Source organism: Bradyrhizobium genosp. L, from assembly GCF_015624485.1.
Classification (GTDB): Bacteria; Pseudomonadota; Alphaproteobacteria; order Rhizobiales; family Xanthobacteraceae; genus Bradyrhizobium.
Map to the genome: position 1 here is coordinate 4,701,904 of NZ_CP061378.1, position 19,630 is coordinate 4,721,533.

Below are 19,630 nucleotides of genomic sequence, written 5' to 3' on the forward strand. Positions count from 1 at the left end.
TGAGAACGGGCTGCGTCATCGTCTCGGCTATCAGCACCGACCGCCCGGCGTCGGCGCTCAAGTTACGCCGCCATGGACGCTTGAGCGTCGTCGTCACCAAAAGCATTGCACCAACGCTAATCCAGACCCCGCGCGGGTCCCGGCAGGCCCCGCATGTTTGCGGCACGAGGGCCTCCCCGCCGCGGGTGAGATCCCGCGCTGCAGTCGACAGCTCACGCAACCAATGAAGCAATCAAAAAATCTATCGGGAGGAGTCCATGCTCAAGCGACTGCATAAACATGTTTTGGAAGCCAGGTTGGCGCGGCTGGCCGCGCTCGGCGCGGCGCTCATCCCGGCAACCTTCGCAGCAGGATCCGCGCTCGCCCAGACCCGCGCGGAACCGTATCCTGCATGGCCGGAGCCTGTCATCCAGGAGAAGCTCTCCGTCGATGAGGCAAAGGCAATCGTTGCCGAGCGCACCAAGCCGCAGACCGAATGGAAGGGACCGACGAGCGGTCCGAAGGCACCCGCGGGCGATGTCACCATCGCTTATGTGTCGCCGGACCAGTCCTATACGCCGCACGTGCTATGGGGCAAAGGCGTGGAGGAAGGCGCCAAGGCGCTTGGATGGAAGGTCATGACGTTCAACGGCCAGGGCACGGTGAGCGGTACGTTGTCCGCCATGCAGCAGGCCCTCGCCGCGAACCCGACCGCGATCGTCACTCCGGCGGACGCCAATGCGCTGCAGAAACCGATCAAGGATGCAGTCGCCCGGCACATCCCGGTGATCGGCATTCACGCGACCGCTTTCCCGGGCCCCAGCCCCGAACTCGGCCTCTATCACAACATCGTCTCGAACCCGGCCGAGATCGGCCAAACCGAGGCGGCCTACGTGATCGCGATGTCCGCGGGCAAGGCCCACAACATTCACATGGTGGACAACAACTACGCCATCGCCCGCTTCAAGGCCAAGGCGACGACAACACCGATCGCCAACTGTCCGGACTGCAAGATGCTCGAGACCATCAACATGCCGCTCGGCGATGCCTCCGCCCGCATGAACGCGGCGGTGTCCGGCCTCCTCGCCCGCTACGGCGACAGCTGGTGGATGACGACGTGCTGCGACGGCTATTACACCAACGTCGCGGCCGCCCTCAGGGCCGCGGGTGCCTCGACCGACAAGATCAAGCTTGTGGGCGCCGACGCGCCGCCCTCCGCTTACGACATGATCCGCAAAGGTGGTTTCGAGGTGGCAAGCGTTCCCGAGCCGAGCTCCCTGTTCGGATACATGGCAGTCGACGCCGTGGTCCGCGCCATGGCCGGTCAGGAGCCCGCGCACTTCCTGCAGCCTGTGTTCCTGATCGTGAAGGACAACGTGGACAGCGAGGGCGGCAAGAACAACGAGTTCGTGCCGAGCAACAACTTCGCCTGCCACTACGTCAACATCTGGAAGGGCAGCAACACCGCGTGCAAGTGACGGCGGCCGCGGTGGGGACGGAGCGGCACGTATGCCCTCCCCTCCACCGCCCCTCCAGGACATTCTCAGGCTAAGGCACAATGGCAACCGATCCGCAGCCCGCGATTGCGATCCGGGGCGTGACCAAACGTTTTCTGAGCACGCTCGCCCTTGATGGCGTCGACCTGACGATCGGCCGCGGCGAGATCCATGCGCTGGTCGGCGAGAACGGGGCCGGCAAGTCGACGTTGATCAAGATCCTCGCGGGCATCTACCCACCCGACGACGGCGAGATCGTCCTCGATGGCCGCAGTCTCAATCCGCACCTCGAGCCCGTACCGATCGCCTTCGTCCATCAGGACCTCGGTCTCGTGGACGAGCTCAGCATCGGGGAGAACGTGGCGCTGGTGGCCGGCTTTCCGCGGCGCGGCGGGCTGATCTCCTGGAAAGACGTCTGGCAGCAGACCGAGCGCATTTATGCCAGCATGGCGATCGATCCTCCCGATCCCCGGGCGCCCGTCGGATCACTGAGCGCTGCCGGCAAGGCCATCCTCGGCATCGTGCGCGCGCTTTCGCGCGATGCACGGATCGTGGTGCTCGACGAGCCCACCGCATCGCTGCCGGGACCCGACGCATTGCACCTTTTCGAGGTGTTGCGGCGCCTGCGCGCGTCGGGCACGAGCATCCTGTATGTCAGCCACCGGCTCAACGAACTGTTCGGCCTGGTCGACCGCGTCACAGTACTGCGCGATGGCCGGAATGTGAGTTCCAGCCCGATCGAGGGGCTGACCACCGAGACGATCGTGCGCGACATGCTCGGCCGCGACCTGCAGGTCGACCACGTCGCTGCCGCAAGGGCGCGCGAGGCGGTGCCGCTCCTCACCGTCGAAAACCTGTGCGCCGGCAATCAGGGACCGCTGTCGTTCACGGTCGGCAAGGGCGAGATCGTCGGCCTCGTGGGGCTGCGCGGCGCCGGACACGAAGTCATCGGCCGTGCGATCTTCGGAGCCCATCCTCACTCCGCCGGCACGATCCGGCTTGCGACAGATACCATTCCTGCCGATCTGCCGATCAGCGCACGCATCGGCAAGGGCATTGCCTTGCTCGCCGGCAACCGCCTCAGCGAAAGTACGCTTGGCGGCATGTCGGTGCGCGAAAATCTGTTTCCCAACGTTCGGGCCGTATCAGGCGCACTGTTGAGGCCCATCGATACGGGAGCAGAACTGAAGGCCGTGCGGGATCAACTCGAGCGCTTCGACGTTCGCCCGCGCAGCGCCGCCGCGCTGATCGACTGGTTGAGCGGCGGAAACCAGCAGAAGATCTTCGTGGGCCGCTGGCTGGCAACGGGCGCGAAGCTGTTCATCATGGAGGAGCCGACCGCCGGGGTCGACATCGGCGCAAAAGGCATCATCCATCGCACGCTGCGCAACATCGCAGACGATGGCGCGGCTGTACTGGTCGTTTCATCCGACTTCGAGGAAGTCGCCGCCCTTTGCGATCGCGCACTGGTGATGGGACGCGGCAAGATCACGTCCGAATTGACCGGCTCGACGCTGACGCTCGAAGGGCTTCTCACCCGTTCTTCCATGGCGGGCGGTCAGAGCGAGCGGGTGCATTGATGGCAGAGAGGGATATGACGGAGAGCACATTCCAGCACAGCGCGGCGCAGCCTCCGCGCCAGGCAGCGCCCTCAGGCATGCTATCCAATCTGGTGGCCACTTACGGCCTGGTCTTCGTCTTCGCGCTGGTCATGCTGGTGTTCGGCGTGCTGAGGCCTTCGAGCTTCTTCAGCGCCATCAACATCAACACGATCCTGGTCAGCCAGTCGGTGACGGCAATGCTGGCGCTCGCGGAAATGGTGCCGCTCGCCACAAAGCAATTCGACCTGTCGATCGGCTACCACCTTGGCATGGCGCAGGTGCTGGCCGTCGGCTTGCAGGTCAACGAGGGCCTGGGCTGGCCGGAAGCGGCGGCACTGATCCTTCTGCTGTCGATCATGGTCGGTCTCTGCAACGGCCTGCTGGTCAGCGTCTTCCACATCGACTCCTTCATCGCAACGATGGGAACGGGAACGCTGCTGTTTGGCGTGACCAACTGGTATTCCAACGGCGAGCAGATCAGCGGCTTGAATCTTTCGGTCACCTTCACCGACCTCACGCAGATCGTCGATGGCATCCCGTTGCCGGCGGTCTATGTCGCAATCATCTCCATCGCGCTGTGGATCGTGACCGAATACCTTCCGATCGGCCGCAATCTCTACGTGATCGGAGCCAACGTCCGGGCGGCCGAACTCACGGGCATCAACATTCGTCGCCACATCATCGGCGCCTTTGTCGTATCTGGCCTGCTCAGCGGCTTCGCCGGCATCGTGCTCGGCAGCATTCTGCAAACGGGGACCCCGAGCGTCGGCCCCGAATACCTGCTGCCTGCGTTTGCGGCGACGTTGCTCGGCGCGACCTCGATCAAGCTCGGACGCGTCAACGTGATCGGAACGCTGCTGTCGGTGCTGTTGCTGGCCTTTTCCTTCTCGGGAGTCCAGCAGCTCGGAGCGCCGTTCTATATCCAGTACTTCTTCAACGGCGGAATTCTCATCGTGGCGGTAGGCCTCTCGGTCTACGCCACGCGACGGCGTCAACGCGCCGCCACGACCACCCGTTCGCCCAACAACAAGACCTGACAACAGGACCTGACAAGGAGGACGCCCATGGATCCATTCGAGGTCTACGACAAGCGCTTCGCGCAGTACACGATACCAATCGTTTTCCTGGAGAAGCTGCATACCGGCCTGCGCTGGGCCGAAGGACCGGTCTATTTCGCCGACCAGCGCAGCCTCCTGTTCAGCGACCTGCCGAGCAACCGGATGCTGCGTTACGATGAGGAGACCGGGCAGGTCTCGGTGTTCCGCAGCGATTCCAACTTTTCCAACGGCAACACCCGCGACCGCGAAGGACGGCTGGTCACCTGCGAGCATCGCGGACGTCGGGTGACGCGGACCGAATATGACGGCACCATCACGGTGCTGGCCGATCGTTACGAAGGCAAGCGGCTCAACTCGCCCAACGATATCGTGGTGAAGTCGGATGGCACCGTATGGTTCACCGATCCCACCTACGGCATCAGCGCCGAGTATGAGGGCAGCAAAGCCGAAAGCGAGATCGGCAGTTGCAACGTCTATCGCTTCGATCCGCGCGACGGGAGCTTGCGTATCGTCGTCGACGATTTCAAGCGACCCAACGGACTTGCATTCTCGCCGGACGAGAAGATTCTCTATGTTGCGGATTCCGGCTTCTGGCCCAATCCCGACTGGCCTCATCACATCCGGGCCTTCGACGTGGCAGGTGACGGGCAACTACGCAACAGCCGCGTTCTCGCCGAAATCGCCCCCGGCATCCCGGATGGGTTCCGCGTCGACGTCGACGGGAACGTGTGGACCAGTTCCGGCGATGGCGTGCGTTGCGTCACGGCGGGCGGAGATATCATCGGCCGGATTCCCGTGCCGGAGAAGTGCGCCAACGTGTGCTTCGGCGGACCGAAGCGCAATCGCCTCTATATCTGCGGCCACACCTCACTCTACGCGATCCATGTGAACACCCGCGGCGCGCAGACGCCCTGAGCGCCTCCGCGTTACAATCAGGATAAATTCATGACACGGATTGCATTGATCGGGGCCGGCGTCGTCGGCTCCTCATGGTCGCTCGTCTTCGCAAGAGCCGGCTTCGAGGTCGTCGTCTACGACGCCGATTCCAACTCTGCTGCGCGCGTACCGGACTTCGTGCGGACGGCAGCGGCCGGCCTCGAGGCGCTTGGCCTCACTCTGCCCGATCCTGCCGAGACGATCGCCGCGCGGGTCAGGTCGACGAAGAGTATCGAGGAAGCGCTCGCTGGCGTGGACTACGTTCAGGAAAGCGTGCCCGAGCGGCTTCCGATCAAGATCGAGCTCTACAAGACGCTCGACGCGCTGGCCGGGCCACAGGTTGTTCTCGCGAGCTCCACGTCCGGTCTCCCCGCCTCCGCTTTCACCGAGACGATGGCAACGCGCGAGCGTTGCCTCGTCGTCCATCCGATCAATCCGCCCCACCTCATCCCACTGGTGGAGATCGTGCCGTCGCCCTGGACGAAACCCGATGTCGTGGAGCGCGCCCGAACGCTGATGCTGCGCATCGGCCAGTCCCCGATCCAGCTCAGGCGCGAGATCAGCGGCTTCGTGGTCAACCGCCTGCAGAGCGCGCTGCTCGGCGAAGCCTTCCGTTTGGTGGAAGACGGTATCGTGAACGCGGAAGAGGTCGACCGCGCCATTGCCGACGGCCTCGGCTTGCGCTGGAGCTTTATGGGTCCATTCCAGACCATCGATCTCAACGCCAAGACCGGCATCGCGGAATATTGCCGCAACCTGGGTCCGATGTATCACGGCCTTGCCAAGGAACAGGCGGATCCACGGCCCTGGTCCGACGCGCTGGTCGCAACGATCGAAGACACGCTGCGCAAGCAGACGTCAGCCGAGGACATTCCAGCGAAGCAGCGATGGCGCGACAATTTCCTCGCCAAACTGGTCGACTTCAAGAGCCGCTTGACCGTTGCAGCGGCCGGATCGTCCGACGCTTCGTGAGGCGCACGCTTCGCTGATTTCCCATACGCTTCAGGCACAACCGAGGCCGGCGCGACGAGCCTCGTCTTCATCGAACAGCAGTCTGGCCCGCCATCTGCTGAATGTTGATGACGACGAACTCGGCCAGCTTGAACGCTGCAAGTCCGACCTGCACATTCACCACGCCGCGATCGACGTCGTCCTGTGTCGTGACCGTGCGGTCGCATTTGACAAAGTAAGCATCGCTCGGTGACGCGCCCTGGAAGGCGCCCTGCCGAAACAGGATTTGCATGAGCGCGCCGACGTTGAGCCGGATCTGAGCCCACAGCGGCTCATCGTTGGGCTCGAACACGACCCATTGCAAACCCCGATAGAGGCTCTCCTCGATGAACAATGCGGTGCGCCGGACGGGGATATATTTGTAGTCGTCGGCGAGCTGATCGGCGCCGCGCAGCGTGCGGGCTCCCCACACCACGTACCCCGCGGTCGGAAAGAAACGCAGGCAATTGAGCCCGAGCTGATTCAACTGACCGTTCTCCGCGTCGGTCACGACCGTCGTCAATTGGGAAGCGCCGTTGAGCGTGGCATCGAGGCCCGCAGGCGCCTTCCAGACTCCCCGTGCCGCATCGGTCCGCGCGAAGACGCCGGCGATCGCGCCACTCGGCGCGAAGTCCTCGACCTCATCGTTGTGCAGCGGATTGGGCATCCTGGCTTTTTCGAGCGCATAGAGACCTTACTTGGCGGCCTGTGCCTGGGCCGGGTTGAAGCTGTCCTTCAAGGTCAGCGGCAGGCCATCGGAGGCTGCCATCGCGGTCTTTGCCGCAGCAAGCGCCTGCCGGGCGTTGTCGATGTCTGCCTGCACCGGCGGGGTGCCCGCATTGGCTGCGGCGAGCTGCTTTTCGCCCTTGGTGACGTCGTCATCGGCGGCAGCGACAACGGGCAACGGGTTGGGAGGCCAGGCGCCACGCCAGCGCACCAGTCGAGATTGCGCCTGCACGCGACCGCCCGTGATCGCATGAACGCCATCAGGTATTTCCTGAATGAAAACGCCGGGAGAGCTGACGTGATCAGGCATCGGACGCCGTCCACCTGTCGACCTGACCTCCGGCGTCTAACGCCGCATCGTCCCCTTTGTGCAACCGGAATATGTCTGCTCACAATCCGACTTGCACTGTTTCAATGTTTCTCCGGTCAATTGGCCATGTGCCGCGAATTCGTTGCAGTGGCGTTTGCACACACAAGAACCGTTAGACACGCGGTTCGTTGTACCCTGATCATAAGGCCTGGTTACCGATGTCGCGTTACCGGGAAACGTCGCCCCGAACGAAACGAGGAGCACGAACACGACAATCATCGCCCTGATCATTTCTTCACTCCGAAATGGATGTCGATGAAAGTCTGCCCGACCTCGAACGTAATCGTCAAGGTACGATTACAATCTACAGCTGCGTCAGCCACTGCGCCTGCCTTTTCACCCAGCGAGTTGCTTCAGCGTACTACTGCCGACCACAAACGTTTGGGGGCCTCCAACTTTTAGCGATTCCGGGGCTCCAACCGGCCCATGGGAAAAATTCGCGTATCCGCACGGGACCGATCCGACGCCGGGTCATCCAGATCGAAACACTTGAAGTACGGCTGACAGAGCAAGCAAAGGACTTGCGCGAACGCGCTTCGGCGCTTCCTGCCGGTGTCGAGAGACAGGCCCTCCTTCGACTGGCGCGGCAAGCCGATGCTGGCGCGCAAATGACTAAGTGGCTGACCGCAGAGCGGGATTGAGATTGGCGAACTGGCTGCGGCGCCCCTGTCTTAGGGCATGCCGATCACTCGAGGGGGTATCAGGTTCCCGTCAGCTTCAGTGCATATCCCTTTCCGAAGAATCATCGATTCCCTGCGGATGGTATGCTGCAGAGCTGAAAGAATTCGCGCTGGTCGGACGGCGACGATCTCGCATTGTTGACGCTGTGCGAGCAGCCAAATTCCACCTCTTCGAGATTGCGCGAGCGCTCGATCGAACCGAAGCTGCGGCGACCCTTCGCTTGGCGTCATTGATCAGCCGGCTGGCTAGCGCGGGGTTGTTGCTTCCGCCCGAACAATTGCATCATCAAGACCGCCCGCCCGCACTCTTCGGGCTTCGGCGAGGCAGCCTTCGCTCACTTTACTCCGATGGAGGTCTGCTGGCTTGCCAAGCCGTAGCTCGCGACGCGAGCGAAGGCTGGTGGGGGAAGAAGGAGTAGAATAGTAAAACAAATCCAAGGCCTTAGTTCAAAGGTGCGGGCGACAAATACATATTGATTTCTCAATGTTAATTTGCTCGCTCCCCGTACCGACGATTACGAGTTGTGGATTGCGGTAGTAACTCCGGATGCCCTCGCGAATCACGGGTATCTTCCTCCCCTCACTCGCAAAGGGGGAATCAATGACCACATCTAAGCGCGACGCGTCCAAAGCATCGAAATTGCTCCGCACGAGCAAGAGCCCGACCGTCAAATCCGTAGCCGGATCGGATCTGGCTCAAGCGAAGCACAAGCCGAAAAAGAAACCAAGCAAATGACAACAACTCATCGAATCATCTGCGCGGCCTGCAGAGTAGACTTGAACGGACCAGAGGATCCGAGCCCCGCCGATATCTGCTCATGTCCGCAATGCGGCGTCAGCGACACCTACGCCAATATAATCGAAGAAGTAAAAGCGTATGCAACGGAGCATGTTGCTCGAGGTCTTCAGTCGCAGATGAAAGATATCGTGGCCGGTTCCAAGTCGATGACCTACAAACCAGGGCACATCGAAACTCGAAACTATCGTTTCGTCCTGTCGGAGTGATGCTCTTATGGCAAGCGACAATAGTGAGACCGAAAAGCTGCGGAAGGAATTTGAGACTTACAAGCGCGAGGTGGAGAAAGCGTTCGTCAATCTCACGAAGCGAATTGAGACGCTGGAACGACGAGACCAGTTCAAAGGCCGATAGCGGAGCGCGACGATCCAATCCCGGCGGCGCGAGCGTGTGCCGCCGGAGTTATGTTATCGGCTTTTCCGTGGATACACGTCATGTCGAAAACCAAAATCGAGGAAAAGTACTGGGGTAAATACATCCCCATCGTTCTGTATTGGGATGACGTCTCCGATATTTTCGAGCTTCTACAGGCGAACACCAAGAACGTCGAACTAGAGACAACGACCTACAAGTTCGGGACCTTGGCGGCGGCCAAGGAGCATTTTGGCGAGGCGCCGCAGTTTGACGTAAAGCTTACGTCGACATCACCATATTGCTCAATCGAACCTGGAAGGCTGTACGTAGGATCAGGACCAACGTCCGCCGTTTTATTTTTGGGTATTGATCGCATCCTCAAGGACAGCCAGCGACGACCGCGCTGGCTTTACAACGCTTGGATCGTCGTTCCTCTTTTGACGATCATGGGCTTCGCAGGTTTTGCTCCGTTCGACGAAACCCTGAAGGTCGTCGTACTGGCCGTGCAACTCACACTCTTGCTGGCATACGCCTGTGCAACGTATATTTCCATCCGACGCTGCATTGTCGTGCACCCACAGCGGAGAGCAGATGTTCGCGGATTCTTCCAACGGAATAAGGATCAGCTCCTGATGTATGCCATAACGGGCGTGATTGGCGCTCTTGTAGGATTCGGCATCAGCCAGATCAAAGATCGATACTTCCCGGCTATCACCCAGTCGATGAAGCCCTAGCGCCCCGACTTCACACCGCCAAACAACGCATCGAAAAGTTGCGGTGAGAGTGGCCGGCTGCTGACCGCGGGTTTGTTGGGATCCTGTACTCTCTCCGCGCATTCCTTCAAAAACGCTTCATCGAGCGCGCGGATCACGTCTAGTTCGAACGGCCGCACCGGCTCACGTCGCATTAGTGACCAGGCTTCAATTTCCCCGTAACTGATCGGCGCTGGTCCCATCCCGCCGCCACGAGTGCGGTTGAGGTCCAGAAAGATGCCCCAAACGCGTCGGCCGGCCACAGGAATCTCAGGACCGTCTTTGGCGGCCATTGATGGCCAGCCCCTCCCCGGTGCTGCGTCGCGCATCCTGACCTCGTCGCTCGAATGGTTGTGGGACAGATACAGAGAATCCGGAGAGTGGGCTGCGCTTGCCCAGTCGACGAGACGGCAGCGTGAAAACATCATGCTGCATGTTCTCAAAGAAAACGGGACGAAGGCTTATGCAGCGCTTCGCAACGATCACATCGTAGCCGGCTTAGACCGCCGATCGAAGACGCCCTCTGCGGCGCGCAATTTTCTCGACACGATGAAGGGCCTTTTCGGCTGGGCACTCAAGCGTAAGCACGTCAAAATTGATCCCACGATCGGTGTCGATCCGCCCAAAAGGAAGAAGGGCCTCGGATTTCCGAAATGGACTCGCGAGGACGTGGCTGCCTATCAACGGAAGTTTCCGCTCGGTACGCGGCAGCGCGTCTGGCTCGACGTCATCTTATTCATGGGTCCACGGCGTGGCGATGCCGCCAGAATTGGGCGGCAGCACGAAAGGGAGATCGGTGGCATCCGAGTGATTCAGTGGCAGACCGAGAAGAGTGGAGAAACGATCACGGTGACGCTTCCGATTTTGGACGTCCTGCAGCGAACGCTCGACGCCGGTCCCATCGGAGATCTGACATGGGCATGCGGTGCGCGGGGCCTGCCCTTCACAAAGGAGAGCTTTGGCAACGCATTTTCGGAAGCCGCGCGACAGGCCGGGGTCCAGAAGAGCGCGCATGGCGTCCGCAAGATTGCTGCGACGATCGCAGCCGAGAACGGTGCGACCGCTCACCAGCTCATGGCGATTTTCGGATGGACGAATATCCGCCAGGCGGAGGTCTATACCCGCGAGGCAGAGCGCGCGAAACTGGCTGCGCAAGGTATCAACACGTTGGACGAAAGCCGAACGTCTATTCCCGCACCTTCGTCTCAGGTGCGGGCCGCAGGCGAGATTTCATAATAAAATCAATATCGGATTTGAAGGCTGGTGGGGGAAGAAGGACTCGAACCTTCGAAGTCATAAGACGGCTGATTTACAGTCAGCTCCCTTTGCCACTCGGGACACTCCCCCGTTCCAACAGCGCCCAACCGGCCGTGCGAGTGGCAGCGGACCGGGTCATCTAGATGACGCTGGTAACCCTGCGGGGCCGAAGCGGCCGCGCGGTCGGGCGCGTTTATGGGCGAAGCCGGTCCCCAAAGTCAACCAAGCAGGCCGGCTATTTGCCGGTTAAATTGCCATTCTGCGATATCAGTGACACAAGCTTCAGATGAGCGATCGCGACCGCAAACCCAATTTCCGAAGCAAGGGCGGTAAACCCTTCCAAAAAGGGCCGAAATCCGGCCGTCCGCCGGCCTGGCGGGACCGCGAGCATGGTTCCGACGGACCCGTGATTCTCTATGGCTGGCACACGGTCGCGGCCGCACTTGCCAACCCACATCGCGAGATCCGCAAGCTCTATCTGACCGAGAACGCGGCCCGGCGGCTCGCCGAGGAGAACATCCCAACCCGTGTCACGCCGGAGATCGTGCGGCCCGGCGACATCGACCGCCGCCTTACCCCCGATGCCGTGCACCAGGGTCTGCTGGCGGAGGCCGATCCGCTGCCCTCGCCCGGCATCGACACGCTGGCGCTGGAGGGCATCGTGCTGGTGCTCGACCAGATCACCGATCCGCACAATGTCGGCGCCATCCTGCGCTCGGCCGCGGCGTTCGCGGTGAAGGCAATCGTCACCACCGCCCGCCACAGCCCGGAGGCCACCGGAGTGCTGGCGAAATCAGCCTCCGGCGCGCTCGAGCTGGTGCCTGTCGTCACCGTGCAGAATCTCGCGCGTGCCCTGAACGAATTGAACGAGCACGGCTTCCAGACCGTCGGCCTCGACAGCGAGGGCACGGAGGATCTCGGCAAGGTGGCGTTGCGTGCACCGCTGGCACTGGTGCTCGGCGCCGAGGGCAAAGGCTTGCGGCAATTGACCCGCGAGACCTGCAGCACCGTCGCCCGGCTCGACATGCCCGGCGAGATCAAGAGCCTGAACGTCTCGAACGCCGCCGTGCTCGCGCTCTATGTCGGCGCCAACCGGCTGGGGCTCATGTAGCGTTTTCGAGCGAAGTGGATACCGGTTCGCGTGAAGAAAACGCGTCAAAATAACAGTCCAGAGCTCCGTTCCGATCCCATCGGAACGGAAAAGCTCTAGCAAAACGCCCGCTCGCGAATATCGCGAACGGGCGCTGATCTGCTCTTGCGGATATTCCGATCAGTAGTAGCGGCGCAGCACCGGGTGGCCGTAGTGATACGGCGCATAGTGATGCGGCGCGTAGCCGTAATGGCGATAGCCGTAGTGCGGGCGGTGGTACCAGGGACGATAGTGCTGGGCGTAGCCGTAGTGGCGATAGCCATAGCCATAGTGGCGATAGCCATAATGCGGCCGGCCGTAGCCCTCGCGGTAATACGGACGCGGCGCCCAATTGCCCGGGCCGGTGTAGGTCGGGCCCTGGTTGACATAGTAGTATTGCTGCGCGGCGCCGGGATAGGCCGCATCCGGATCGGGCAGACGCTCGACGGCGCCGTAGCCGTAGCCGCCGCAACCACCACATCCATAGTTCACGACGGGCGCGGAATAGACCGGCACGCCGCAGGGATTGAAGCCGCACGCCATTGCGGGCGCGGCCACCAGCACGGCCGCAGCCGCAATCAGTCCTTTGATCATTTGACGCATTACTCTCTCCTGTAGGTCTCTTTTCTTTGGTCGCGTAGTTCTTGAAGGCTGGTTGTGGGCTCTACGGCCCCCTGGTCAGCGGTCTCCGCCGCGCCGGAGCCTGTTGCGTGCCGTTGAACTGCGGCGCGTAGATCACCGGCGGCGGATCGGTCGGGACATTGGACTGCGCCGGCAGCGGCGCCGACTGCGCCGACCATGACTGGTGGTAGCTCTCGGCCGGCTGCGGCAGCGCGCGGTTCTTCGGCGGCTCGATCTCGAGCCGGCCGTAGCCCGGCATGTGGCCGAGGCTCGGATAATAATGGCCGACATTCGGCTCCGGATCGACCGGCCGGCCGCCATAGACGGTCGGCACCATCGACTCGTTGCGGGCAAGGCCCATCGCGCTCTCGACCACGGCGTAGGAGGCGTCGACACCGTTGATGATGATGGGCACGCCGGGCCGCGAGGGCACCACGATGTCGAATCCGCCGCCGGCCGCAGCCTGCGATGTCATCGCAGCCAATATCGCCAGTGCAAGGCCTGCGCGCATATCACCCGTCGTCCCGATGTGTTCCACCTGCAGCCTAATCCAACGTCTTGGCGGAAGGGTTAAGGATGCGCGCGAAACTGCCGGTAAGCCTAACGCGTAAGCATCGGCGGCCGGTCAATGCGGTCGAAGGCGATCAGGAATCGTTAACGGGCCTTCACCGGCGCGCCGGGCGTCAGATGAAGGCGTTCTCGATGATCGCATGCAGGCCGATCGCGATGGTGACCGCACCGACCGCCACCTGCAGGCCGCGATTGGCCCAGGTCAGCCAGCGCGCAGAGGCCGCCAGCGGCACCGCGATCACGCTGGACAGCGCGCCCATCCCGATCATCGAGCCGACGCCGAACAACGCGACATAGCCGAGCCCGATCACAGGACTTGGGGCCTGCGACACCGTCAGCACCAGCAGCGCCGCCGATCCGGCCATGCCGTGCATCAGGCCGACCAGGAGCGTGCGCCAACGGAAGCCGTGCTCATGGCTGTGCGGCGCGCGGGCATGCGGCAGGGTTTCGCCGGCATGGCTATGGGCGTGGAGATGACTGGTGCCGTCGCCATGGCTGTGGGCATGGAAGTGCACGCGGTCGCGCCACAGCCGCCACCACAGATGGCCGCCGAGGCCGACCAGCATGATGCCGACCGCGGTCTCGATCGGCTGCGTTACCGTTTCCGGGATCGCGCACCCGAGCAGGATCGCGGCGCCGGCGAACACGAACAGCGTCAGCGTGTGACCGAGGCCCCAGGTCAGACCGTGCTTGACGATGTCACCGACATGGGTGCGGCGCGCCGCGATGCTGGAGACGGCGGCGATGTGGTCAGGCTCCAGCGCATGCTGCATGCCGAGCAGAAAACCGAGACTCAAGATTCCGAACATCGATCCCCCGCCCACGCGTGAACCCTGGGAACTTCACACCGGTTTGAACGGGAAGCAAGACACGACAGGAACAGGCGCGGCATCGCGAGATTAGCTCTCGACCACGACGAGAGGAGATCTCCCATGACGCAACTCAAGATCCTCGGCGCCGCCGCGCTGCTGGCCTCGGCACTGGCGACCCCCGCAATGGCACAGCAGGCGATCGGCACGCCGGCGCGCTGCTCGAACGCCAATCCGGACGCGCGATGCCAGACAGTCGGACCGGGCTATGCCGGCACCACTTATCGTGAGCGCAGCACCCAGCGCGATCGCGACTGGCAGGACCGTGACTGGCAACGGAGCTACAACCGCTATGACCCCGGCCCGGCGGACGTCGCGGCCGGCGTGGTCGGCGGCGCGGTCGGAACCGCAGCCGCAATCGCCACCGCCCCGTTCCGCGGTCCCGATTATTATGCCCGCGGCGGCGAGGACTATGCGCAACGGAACGGTTTCGTCTGCACCCCCGGCACCTGGTTCCGCGGCAGCGACGGCCTCCGGCATCCCTGCCAGTAACGAGCCCGACCTGCATCGAGGGTGGCAAAGGGCGGCCCAAAGGCTGCCCTTTCGCTGCCGAGGGAGGCCGCAAGCCACCGCCGCACAGGTGGTGGTGCCGGCTGAGGGGATTGAACCCCCGACCTTCAGTTTACAAAACTGCTGCTCTACCGCTGAGCTAAGCCGGCGAATGCGAGGGATTTGCGCGCTCGCATAGCAGACTTGGCGGGCAAGAGCCAGAAGCAGAACCAGCTTCGCTTGCCCGTGCCGCCGGCCGCCAAGTTCATGCCCGCGGCGCGAAGGTCGCGCGCTACGGCGGCGAAGAACCGCCAGCGCCGGACTTGCCGCGTTCCGGAGCTATCTCCCGCTCGATCATGGCTTCGGCGGCGCTCCACGCCCTGCTGGCGATGGTCGGGTCATGAAACGCCCGGGCGTCGATCGTTGCACCATCGAGCAGCATCATCAGGACCGACGATATCCGCGTTGCCGCATGCTCCGGCATCACGCTCTTCAACATGTCGCCCATCCATGCCGTCATGGTCGTCTTGTATCGGATAGCGACGGCGGAAATTTGCGGATAGTCCGTGCCAAACTCGGCCAAGGCACGCTCGAACAGGCAGCCGGAAAATTCCGGTGAGCCGAACCACCTCTCGTGCCAGGCAAAGACAGCTCTCAATTGCTCCTTGGCCGAAGCCGTCGGCGCGACATCGGCGCGAAGGCTGGCCAGAATATCCTCGTAGCGCTGCGCGAGGACGGCGCCGATCAGGTCATCCTTGCCCTGGAAGTGGTTGTAGAGCGTCATGCGGGCGACGCCGGCTTCAGCCAGAATCCGATCGACGCCGACCGGGTGAAAGCCGTGCCGTGAAAACAGGTCGGTCGCGACCTTGATGAGCTGCTCTTTCTTCGAACTCATCGATCTCTCAGATCAAATTTCTCCAACGATTTCCATATGGACTTAATATACTGACCGTTCTATCCATCGCACCGATGGACTCCGGCTGGACGGAGTTCACCGAAGGGCATGAGAAATTTTCATGAGCATGGTGACGAGACTGTCGGTTCTGCTGCTTTCAGCGGCCGCAATCGCAAGTTGTGGCGTGGCTGCGAAAGCTCAATCGGCTGAGGAGTGGGCCCAAGTTATCGCCATGGATCGGAAATTGGTGCAATCGGGAGCATCCCCTGAGCTTATCCAGATCGACATGACCATCGCGAAGATGATTCCCGAGGGGCAGGCAATCGTCGCATCGCATGACCAGGCCAAAGCACGGCAATGGTCGCAAAAATTCCATGCGCTGATGGCTCGCAAGGACCAGATCAGTCGGAAGTATCTGGCGGAACATCCGTTCAAATATGCAGGGCCGAAGGCTGACCCCTGCCTATCGCCGATGGGCAAGAACACCTGCGCGCCTCCCCCGACACCACAGCCTCGGCGAATGTGTTCGATCAACTACGGCTCTACGGTCGGTCTGATCCCCTGCGACTAAAGGGCGAGAGCACTTACGCGCTGGAAATGCATGCGGTCGTTCCCCGCCGGCGGCGAACGCGCAGATACGAGCCGCCGGATGAAGGGCCCGCTCCGAGGGGTGAGATCGGAGCGGGAGTCACATAGGGGCCGCGGATGGGTTTCCAGTTCAGCCGCAGCCCGAGCAGCGTAGCGGAGCCGGCTTACATCGAACTGACGGCGACCCACATCACGGTCCGCGGAATCGCCGCGCGCCACGCGTTTCCCTTGAACCTTCACTGCTGCAGCAAAGACACACCGATGCTGGGGATTTCAGGGCCCAGTATTCGGCGCAGCGCCGCGGGACGATCATATTCCGTCCACGCGGCGCTGTTGCTTTTTTGGAATTCAACCTTAAGTTTGCTGCCAACAGTTGACGGCTCACGCCCTGAATCTTCCCCAGTCCGTCAACTGGGAAAACCCCGCATCCAGCCTGCGGGGTTTTCTTTAGGTGCCGTTCCCCGGCAGGTGCCCGTCGCGGCGCCTGTCTGGGCGGCCACCATGGGCCGAAGCCCGTTCCATCCCCTCACCCGACCACCGCGCACGCCGCGCCATTGGCAGGATTCGTGGGAACAGTCCCGTAGGATCACGCATCATCTTGATTGCGCCTGTCCCCGTCGCGCAAAATCGTGTATGCAATCGTGGGGTGGACCCAAACAATGACCTATTTGATCCTTGCCCGTGATGGCACCAGCCGAATCGTGCTGAAGCGCGACAGCGAAGACGCGGCCGAGAAGAAAGCGCACGAGCTGCGGCAGATGGGCTGGTTCGAGGTCGAGATCCGCGAAGACAAAGCTGGCGTAATCCCGGCCGAGCTGGCGGATCGTTCGCAGACGCTGCAATGAACCTTTGACGACGGCTCCTTACATATTTTGTGAGGAGCCACCATGTCCGATACAGCTCACTACCGCTTCCAATCCGATCAGGCGAAACGGCTGGCCCGTCAGGTCTCCGACGCTGCGCTGCGCGAGCAACTGCTCGAGATGGCCGAGGAATACGGCCGCTATGCCGACCTGATCGAGACCCGCACCTCCGCTGAGCCGACCCCCGCCGAGGCGGCGGCCTGATCAGGCGGTGCCGCCGTCCGATCGAATCGGAACAGGCCGTTAGATCCCGCTCTTGACGCGATGCTTCACGCCCGAGCCACCGTGCTCGAACCGCGCCTGAGCATTTGCTCGGAAACTTAAGCGCCCGCACGCGGTTCTCTCATCATGCGCGTGCGCCAAGCCAGTCACCCCATCCTGCTCCTCAGTGCCTTCATGCTGCTGAGCCTGACAGCTGCCGGCGTCGTCGCCGCGCTGGACCCAGTCTCGGCACCGGATGCGAAGCCCGCCGCCGTGTCCGTGGTCAACCAGACGCCGGTACGGATCATCGGTACCCCGTTCATCCCCAACACCAATCCGCGCCAGCGCTGAAGGCACTCCCGCACAGGTGGTGTCACAATTTTGTCACCGTGCCTACCAAACAGGCGTCTTCATCAACCATCATCATGACGAGTGCTTGCTTCCGCGGAGTTGCTTTGCTGGTATCCGCCCGTTCAGGGTGCGCCATGAAGTGGATGAAGGAACGCGATCTCCTGATCGCGCAGACAATGGCCTTCGTACAGTCGGTGACGGGCAAACGGCCCGACATCGAGACGCTGACGGCTGCGCCGGCCAAGGTCGCGCCACTCGCCGTCCCGCCCGCCAACGGTGCTCCGCAGCCCACGGCCCCGAAAGCAGTGCCCGAGACGTCCGCTCTGACCGAGACGAAGCCTGCCGCCGAGACGGCGCTCGCCGTACCGTCGGCGTTGCCGGTGCCGACCGTGTTCGAAGTGCCGCCCGCCGTGCCGCATCGCCCAGCCGCCCCGACGACAGCCGGCATCGCTGCGCCCGCGCCGCCGCCGGATCTGCCGCATTTTGCAAAGCTCGACATCCGCGGCGATTTCCAATCCGAGGTTCGGAGCCGCGTCGCCAACTTCCGCGCCAATCAGCAGCGCTTCCTGAAGGAGCGCGAGGAGTACTGCTCCTCCACCATGGCCAAGGTGCGCGCCGCGATCAGCGAGCTGCCGCGCTCCGACAAATAGGTCGTCGTCCCAATTGTCTTCCACAACTTTCATCCCGGCGAAAGCAGGAACGACACTGAGGATGTTGCACGAGTCGTGACTCGTACCCTCACCGTCGGCCGATCTTCTCCAGCACCGGCAGCAGATGCTTGAGGAATTCGCCGGGATTTTCGCTCATCGGGAAATGGCCGAGGCCTTTCATGATGGTGACCTCGGCACCGGGAATGCTGCTCGCCACCGCAAGCGTCTCCTCCGGCGTGCAGGAATAATCGTACTCGCCTGACAGCAGGAACAGCGGGCAGCGCGTGGTGTCGATCTCGGCGACGCGGGCGCGGATGTCGCCGTCGATCTTGTAGAAATAGAGGTCGCCTTTGAACACGCCCGGCCCGCTCTGCATGTAGTGCCACAGCGTCTCCCATTTTTCCGTCTCGGGTGCGTCGGGCCCGACCAGGCCGGAGACGATGGCAGCGGCGACTTCGCCGCCATGGACGTCCGGTCGGTGCAGGAAATTCAGGTCGTAATAGGGGTCGACATGCGCGCCGGCCTGCAGGCCGATAATGGCGCGGAAGCGTTCGGGATGCTCGAGCGCGAGATGCAGCGCGATGCGGCCGCCGATCGAGCAGCCCATCACGATCGGCCTGTCGAGCGCGAGCGCGTCGATCACGGCCAGGATCATCGTCGTGTATTGCGCCGAGGTCAGCTGGTACTCCTCGTCGTGCCAGCCTTGCGGCGGCGACGACTTGCCGTGCCAGGGCATGTCGAAGGCAATGACGCGATGCCGGCGGGTGACGCGCGGATCGTTCATCAGGCCGCGATATTGCCGGCCGTCGCTGCCCGCGGTGTGCAGGCAGACCAGCGGCGTGCCCTCGCCCGCTTCCTCGACATAGAGGCGGTGCGCCCGGCCGAACAGCTCGAGCTGCATGTAGCGGCCGATGATCGGTTCAAATGTCGCGCTCATGCCGCCACCCCGTCGCGGCGCAGCTTGGCGAGCGCCTCCTTGAAGTAGCGCAAGTTGGCCATGAAGATCTTGAGGTCGCCCTCTGCCTTCAGCACCCGCCGCTTGATCAGCGCCATGAGGTCGTTGGACCCCGGCGGCGGCCTCGTCTCGCAGAACTTGTCCCATGCCTCGTCCGAGGTGCGCAGCGCAAAGGACCAGGACGGCATCACGAACGGGCCCCTGGTGACGGACAGGATCCGGCCCTCATGGATCGCGATCAGCCACGCCGCGCTGCCGATCTCGAGCAGAAACGTCGTGGTCAGATAGCGGCCGCGCCGCACCAACCCCGCGTCGCCATTGACCCGTTCCTTGAGCGCTTCGATCATGTCCGTTCCCCACCCAATCGCGGCCCCGTCCGCATGGCGCGGCGGTACTTGTTATGGGGCGATATGATGGAAGGATTGAGCGGACGGTCAATCGCCGCCCGCGCCGG

24 protein-coding genes and 2 tRNA genes are annotated in these 19,630 nt (G+C 62.7%); 15 read left to right on the plus strand and 11 right to left on the minus strand.

Features of this window, described 5'->3' with window-relative positions; translation table 11 throughout:
- Positions 1-257 precede the first annotated feature (257 nt).
- From IC762_RS22350 to IC762_RS22370, 5 genes are all read left to right on the plus strand, one after another.
- Positions 258-1,457, plus strand: coding sequence for a substrate-binding domain-containing protein (locus IC762_RS22350; protein ID WP_195784381.1), 1,200 nt, complete (start codon positions 258-260; stop codon positions 1,455-1,457).
- Positions 1,458-1,537: 80 nt separating this feature from the next.
- Positions 1,538-3,055 carry a sugar ABC transporter ATP-binding protein gene (locus IC762_RS22355; RefSeq protein ID WP_195784382.1) on the plus strand — a complete coding sequence of 506 codons (1,518 nt, stop codon included), beginning with the start codon at positions 1,538-1,540 and terminating at the stop codon, positions 3,053-3,055.
- 14 nt (positions 3,056-3,069) lie between these two features.
- The gene (locus IC762_RS22360) at positions 3,070-4,113 is read left to right on the plus strand and encodes an ABC transporter permease (protein WP_195784383.1); all 1,044 of its coding nucleotides are present in this window, start codon (positions 3,070-3,072) and stop codon (positions 4,111-4,113) included.
- Between the two features lie 27 nt (positions 4,114-4,140).
- Positions 4,141-5,049 carry an SMP-30/gluconolactonase/LRE family protein gene (locus IC762_RS22365; protein WP_195784384.1) on the plus strand — a complete coding sequence of 303 codons (909 nt, stop codon included), beginning with the start codon at positions 4,141-4,143 and terminating at the stop codon, positions 5,047-5,049.
- A 30-nt stretch (positions 5,050-5,079) separates the two neighbouring features.
- Positions 5,080-6,042 (plus strand): 3-hydroxyacyl-CoA dehydrogenase, encoded by a 963-nt coding sequence (locus IC762_RS22370; RefSeq protein ID WP_195784385.1) that lies wholly within the window; start codon positions 5,080-5,082, stop codon positions 6,040-6,042.
- 67 nt (positions 6,043-6,109) lie between these two features.
- Here IC762_RS22370 and IC762_RS22375 read toward each other — a convergent pair whose 3' ends face one another.
- Both IC762_RS22375 and IC762_RS22380 read right to left on the minus strand, forming a co-directional pair.
- Positions 6,110-6,727: a phage tail sheath family protein gene (locus IC762_RS22375; RefSeq protein WP_195784386.1), complete on the minus strand. Its 618-nt coding sequence runs from the start codon at positions 6,725-6,727 to the stop codon at positions 6,110-6,112.
- Positions 6,728-6,754: 27 nt separating this feature from the next.
- Positions 6,755-7,096, minus strand: a complete 342-nt coding sequence (locus tag IC762_RS22380; RefSeq protein ID WP_195784387.1) for a hypothetical protein — start codon at positions 7,094-7,096, stop codon at positions 6,755-6,757.
- Between the two features lie 1,517 nt (positions 7,097-8,613).
- Here IC762_RS22380 and IC762_RS22385 point away from each other — a divergent pair.
- Positions 8,614-8,841: a hypothetical protein gene (locus IC762_RS22385; RefSeq protein ID WP_195784388.1), complete on the plus strand. Its 228-nt coding sequence runs from the start codon at positions 8,614-8,616 to the stop codon at positions 8,839-8,841.
- Between the two features lie 225 nt (positions 8,842-9,066).
- Positions 9,067-9,720: a hypothetical protein gene (locus IC762_RS22390; protein ID WP_195784389.1), complete on the plus strand. Its 654-nt coding sequence runs from the start codon at positions 9,067-9,069 to the stop codon at positions 9,718-9,720.
- Here IC762_RS22390 and IC762_RS22395 read toward each other — a convergent pair.
- Positions 9,717-10,031 carry a phage tail assembly chaperone gene (locus tag IC762_RS22395; RefSeq protein ID WP_195784390.1) on the minus strand — a complete coding sequence of 105 codons (315 nt, stop codon included), beginning with the start codon at positions 10,029-10,031 and terminating at the stop codon, positions 9,717-9,719. The two genes, IC762_RS22390 and IC762_RS22395, sit on opposite strands and share 4 nt — an antisense overlap.
- Between IC762_RS22395 and IC762_RS22400 the strand changes: the two genes are divergently transcribed.
- The gene (locus IC762_RS22400; protein WP_195784391.1) at positions 10,021-10,974 is read left to right on the plus strand and encodes a tyrosine-type recombinase/integrase; all 954 of its coding nucleotides are present in this window, start codon (positions 10,021-10,023) and stop codon (positions 10,972-10,974) included. The two genes, IC762_RS22395 and IC762_RS22400, sit on opposite strands and share 11 nt — an antisense overlap.
- 25 nt (positions 10,975-10,999) lie before the next feature.
- Here IC762_RS22400 and IC762_RS22405 read toward each other — a convergent pair.
- Positions 11,000-11,085 (minus strand) — tRNA-Tyr (locus IC762_RS22405).
- 196 nt (positions 11,086-11,281) lie between these two features.
- On the opposite strand from IC762_RS22405, the gene rlmB reads away from it, so the two are divergent.
- Entirely contained in the window at positions 11,282-12,106 is an 825-nt protein-coding gene (rlmB, locus tag IC762_RS22410; protein WP_195784392.1) for a 23S rRNA (guanosine(2251)-2'-O)-methyltransferase RlmB, read from the plus strand.
- Between the two features lie 159 nt (positions 12,107-12,265).
- Here the strand turns inward: rlmB and IC762_RS22415 are convergent, their stop codons facing one another.
- The 3 genes from IC762_RS22415 to IC762_RS22425 form a co-directional block, all read right to left on the minus strand.
- Positions 12,266-12,727, minus strand: coding sequence for a hypothetical protein (locus IC762_RS22415; RefSeq protein ID WP_195784393.1), 462 nt, complete (start codon positions 12,725-12,727; stop codon positions 12,266-12,268).
- Positions 12,728-12,788: 61 nt separating this feature from the next.
- Entirely contained in the window at positions 12,789-13,256 is a 468-nt protein-coding gene (locus IC762_RS22420) for a hypothetical protein (protein ID WP_195784394.1), read from the minus strand.
- 172 nt (positions 13,257-13,428) lie between these two features.
- On the minus strand, positions 13,429-14,124 hold the full coding sequence (locus tag IC762_RS22425) for an urease accessory protein (RefSeq protein ID WP_195784395.1): 696 nt from the start codon (positions 14,122-14,124) through the stop codon (positions 13,429-13,431).
- Between the two features lie 123 nt (positions 14,125-14,247).
- On the opposite strand from IC762_RS22425, the gene IC762_RS22430 reads away from it, so the two are divergent.
- Positions 14,248-14,676, plus strand: a complete 429-nt coding sequence (locus IC762_RS22430) for a hypothetical protein (protein WP_195784396.1) — start codon at positions 14,248-14,250, stop codon at positions 14,674-14,676.
- 92 nt (positions 14,677-14,768) lie between these two features.
- Here IC762_RS22430 and IC762_RS22435 read toward each other — a convergent pair.
- Positions 14,769-14,843, minus strand: a tRNA-Thr gene (locus IC762_RS22435).
- A 122-nt stretch (positions 14,844-14,965) separates the two neighbouring features.
- Entirely contained in the window at positions 14,966-15,568 is a 603-nt protein-coding gene (locus IC762_RS22440; RefSeq protein ID WP_195784397.1) for a TetR/AcrR family transcriptional regulator, read from the minus strand.
- A 121-nt stretch (positions 15,569-15,689) separates the two neighbouring features.
- Between IC762_RS22440 and IC762_RS22445 the strand changes: the two genes are divergently transcribed.
- From IC762_RS22445 to IC762_RS22465, 5 genes are all read left to right on the plus strand, one after another.
- Positions 15,690-16,139 carry a hypothetical protein gene (locus IC762_RS22445; RefSeq protein WP_195784398.1) on the plus strand — a complete coding sequence of 150 codons (450 nt, stop codon included), beginning with the start codon at positions 15,690-15,692 and terminating at the stop codon, positions 16,137-16,139.
- A 676-nt stretch (positions 16,140-16,815) separates the two neighbouring features.
- Complete coding sequence (locus tag IC762_RS22450) at positions 16,816-17,001, plus strand: hypothetical protein (RefSeq protein WP_195784399.1); 186 nt, start codon at positions 16,816-16,818, stop codon at positions 16,999-17,001.
- A gap of 42 nt (positions 17,002-17,043) precedes the next feature.
- Positions 17,044-17,223 carry a hypothetical protein gene (locus IC762_RS22455; RefSeq protein ID WP_195784400.1) on the plus strand — a complete coding sequence of 60 codons (180 nt, stop codon included), beginning with the start codon at positions 17,044-17,046 and terminating at the stop codon, positions 17,221-17,223.
- Between the two features lie 144 nt (positions 17,224-17,367).
- Positions 17,368-17,571 (plus strand): hypothetical protein, encoded by a 204-nt coding sequence (locus IC762_RS22460; RefSeq protein ID WP_195784401.1) that lies wholly within the window; start codon positions 17,368-17,370, stop codon positions 17,569-17,571.
- 134 nt (positions 17,572-17,705) lie between these two features.
- Positions 17,706-18,221 carry a hypothetical protein gene (locus IC762_RS22465; protein ID WP_195784402.1) on the plus strand — a complete coding sequence of 172 codons (516 nt, stop codon included), beginning with the start codon at positions 17,706-17,708 and terminating at the stop codon, positions 18,219-18,221.
- Between the two features lie 88 nt (positions 18,222-18,309).
- On the opposite strand, the gene IC762_RS22470 is transcribed toward IC762_RS22465, so the two are convergent.
- The gene (locus tag IC762_RS22470) at positions 18,310-19,158 is read right to left on the minus strand and encodes an alpha/beta fold hydrolase (protein ID WP_195784403.1); all 849 of its coding nucleotides are present in this window, start codon (positions 19,156-19,158) and stop codon (positions 18,310-18,312) included.
- Positions 19,155-19,523: a hypothetical protein gene (locus IC762_RS22475; protein WP_195784404.1), complete on the minus strand. Its 369-nt coding sequence runs from the start codon at positions 19,521-19,523 to the stop codon at positions 19,155-19,157. The genes IC762_RS22470 and IC762_RS22475 overlap by 4 nt, the downstream gene beginning before the upstream one ends.
- Positions 19,524-19,630 lie beyond the last annotated feature (107 nt).

Bases quoted from the DNA above. Each gene is read 5' to 3' on its own strand.
- IC762_RS22470 (WP_195784403.1), bottom strand. From the start codon at position 19,158: ATGAGCGCGACATTTGAACCGATCATCGGCCGCTACATGCAGCTCGAG.
- IC762_RS22390 (WP_195784389.1), top strand. From the start codon at position 9,067: ATGTCGAAAACCAAAATCGAGGAAAAGTACTGGGGTAAATACATCCCC.
- rlmB (WP_195784392.1), top strand. From the start codon at position 11,282: ATGAGCGATCGCGACCGCAAACCCAATTTCCGAAGCAAGGGCGGTAAA.
- IC762_RS22430 (WP_195784396.1), top strand. From the start codon at position 14,248: ATGACGCAACTCAAGATCCTCGGCGCCGCCGCGCTGCTGGCCTCGGCA.
- IC762_RS22460 (WP_195784401.1), top strand. From the start codon at position 17,368: ATGCGCGTGCGCCAAGCCAGTCACCCCATCCTGCTCCTCAGTGCCTTC.
- IC762_RS22440 (WP_195784397.1), bottom strand. From the start codon at position 15,568: ATGAGTTCGAAGAAAGAGCAGCTCATCAAGGTCGCGACCGACCTGTTT.
- IC762_RS22445 (WP_195784398.1), top strand. From the start codon at position 15,690: ATGAGCATGGTGACGAGACTGTCGGTTCTGCTGCTTTCAGCGGCCGCA.
- IC762_RS22450 (WP_195784399.1), top strand. From the start codon at position 16,816: ATGACCTATTTGATCCTTGCCCGTGATGGCACCAGCCGAATCGTGCTG.
- IC762_RS22365 (WP_195784384.1), top strand. From the start codon at position 4,141: ATGGATCCATTCGAGGTCTACGACAAGCGCTTCGCGCAGTACACGATA.
- IC762_RS22370 (WP_195784385.1), top strand. From the start codon at position 5,080: ATGACACGGATTGCATTGATCGGGGCCGGCGTCGTCGGCTCCTCATGG.
- IC762_RS22360 (WP_195784383.1), top strand. From the start codon at position 3,070: ATGACGGAGAGCACATTCCAGCACAGCGCGGCGCAGCCTCCGCGCCAG.
- IC762_RS22375 (WP_195784386.1), bottom strand. From the start codon at position 6,727: ATGCCCAATCCGCTGCACAACGATGAGGTCGAGGACTTCGCGCCGAGT.
- IC762_RS22350 (WP_195784381.1), top strand. From the start codon at position 258: ATGCTCAAGCGACTGCATAAACATGTTTTGGAAGCCAGGTTGGCGCGG.
- IC762_RS22455 (WP_195784400.1), top strand. From the start codon at position 17,044: ATGTCCGATACAGCTCACTACCGCTTCCAATCCGATCAGGCGAAACGG.
- IC762_RS22415 (WP_195784393.1), bottom strand. From the start codon at position 12,727: ATGCGTCAAATGATCAAAGGACTGATTGCGGCTGCGGCCGTGCTGGTG.
- IC762_RS22420 (WP_195784394.1), bottom strand. From the start codon at position 13,256: ATGCGCGCAGGCCTTGCACTGGCGATATTGGCTGCGATGACATCGCAG.
- IC762_RS22465 (WP_195784402.1), top strand. From the start codon at position 17,706: ATGAAGTGGATGAAGGAACGCGATCTCCTGATCGCGCAGACAATGGCC.
- IC762_RS22395 (WP_195784390.1), bottom strand. From the start codon at position 10,031: ATGGCCGCCAAAGACGGTCCTGAGATTCCTGTGGCCGGCCGACGCGTT.
- IC762_RS22475 (WP_195784404.1), bottom strand. From the start codon at position 19,523: ATGATCGAAGCGCTCAAGGAACGGGTCAATGGCGACGCGGGGTTGGTG.
- IC762_RS22380 (WP_195784387.1), bottom strand. From the start codon at position 7,096: ATGCCTGATCACGTCAGCTCTCCCGGCGTTTTCATTCAGGAAATACCT.
- IC762_RS22425 (WP_195784395.1), bottom strand. From the start codon at position 14,124: ATGTTCGGAATCTTGAGTCTCGGTTTTCTGCTCGGCATGCAGCATGCG.
- IC762_RS22355 (WP_195784382.1), top strand. From the start codon at position 1,538: ATGGCAACCGATCCGCAGCCCGCGATTGCGATCCGGGGCGTGACCAAA.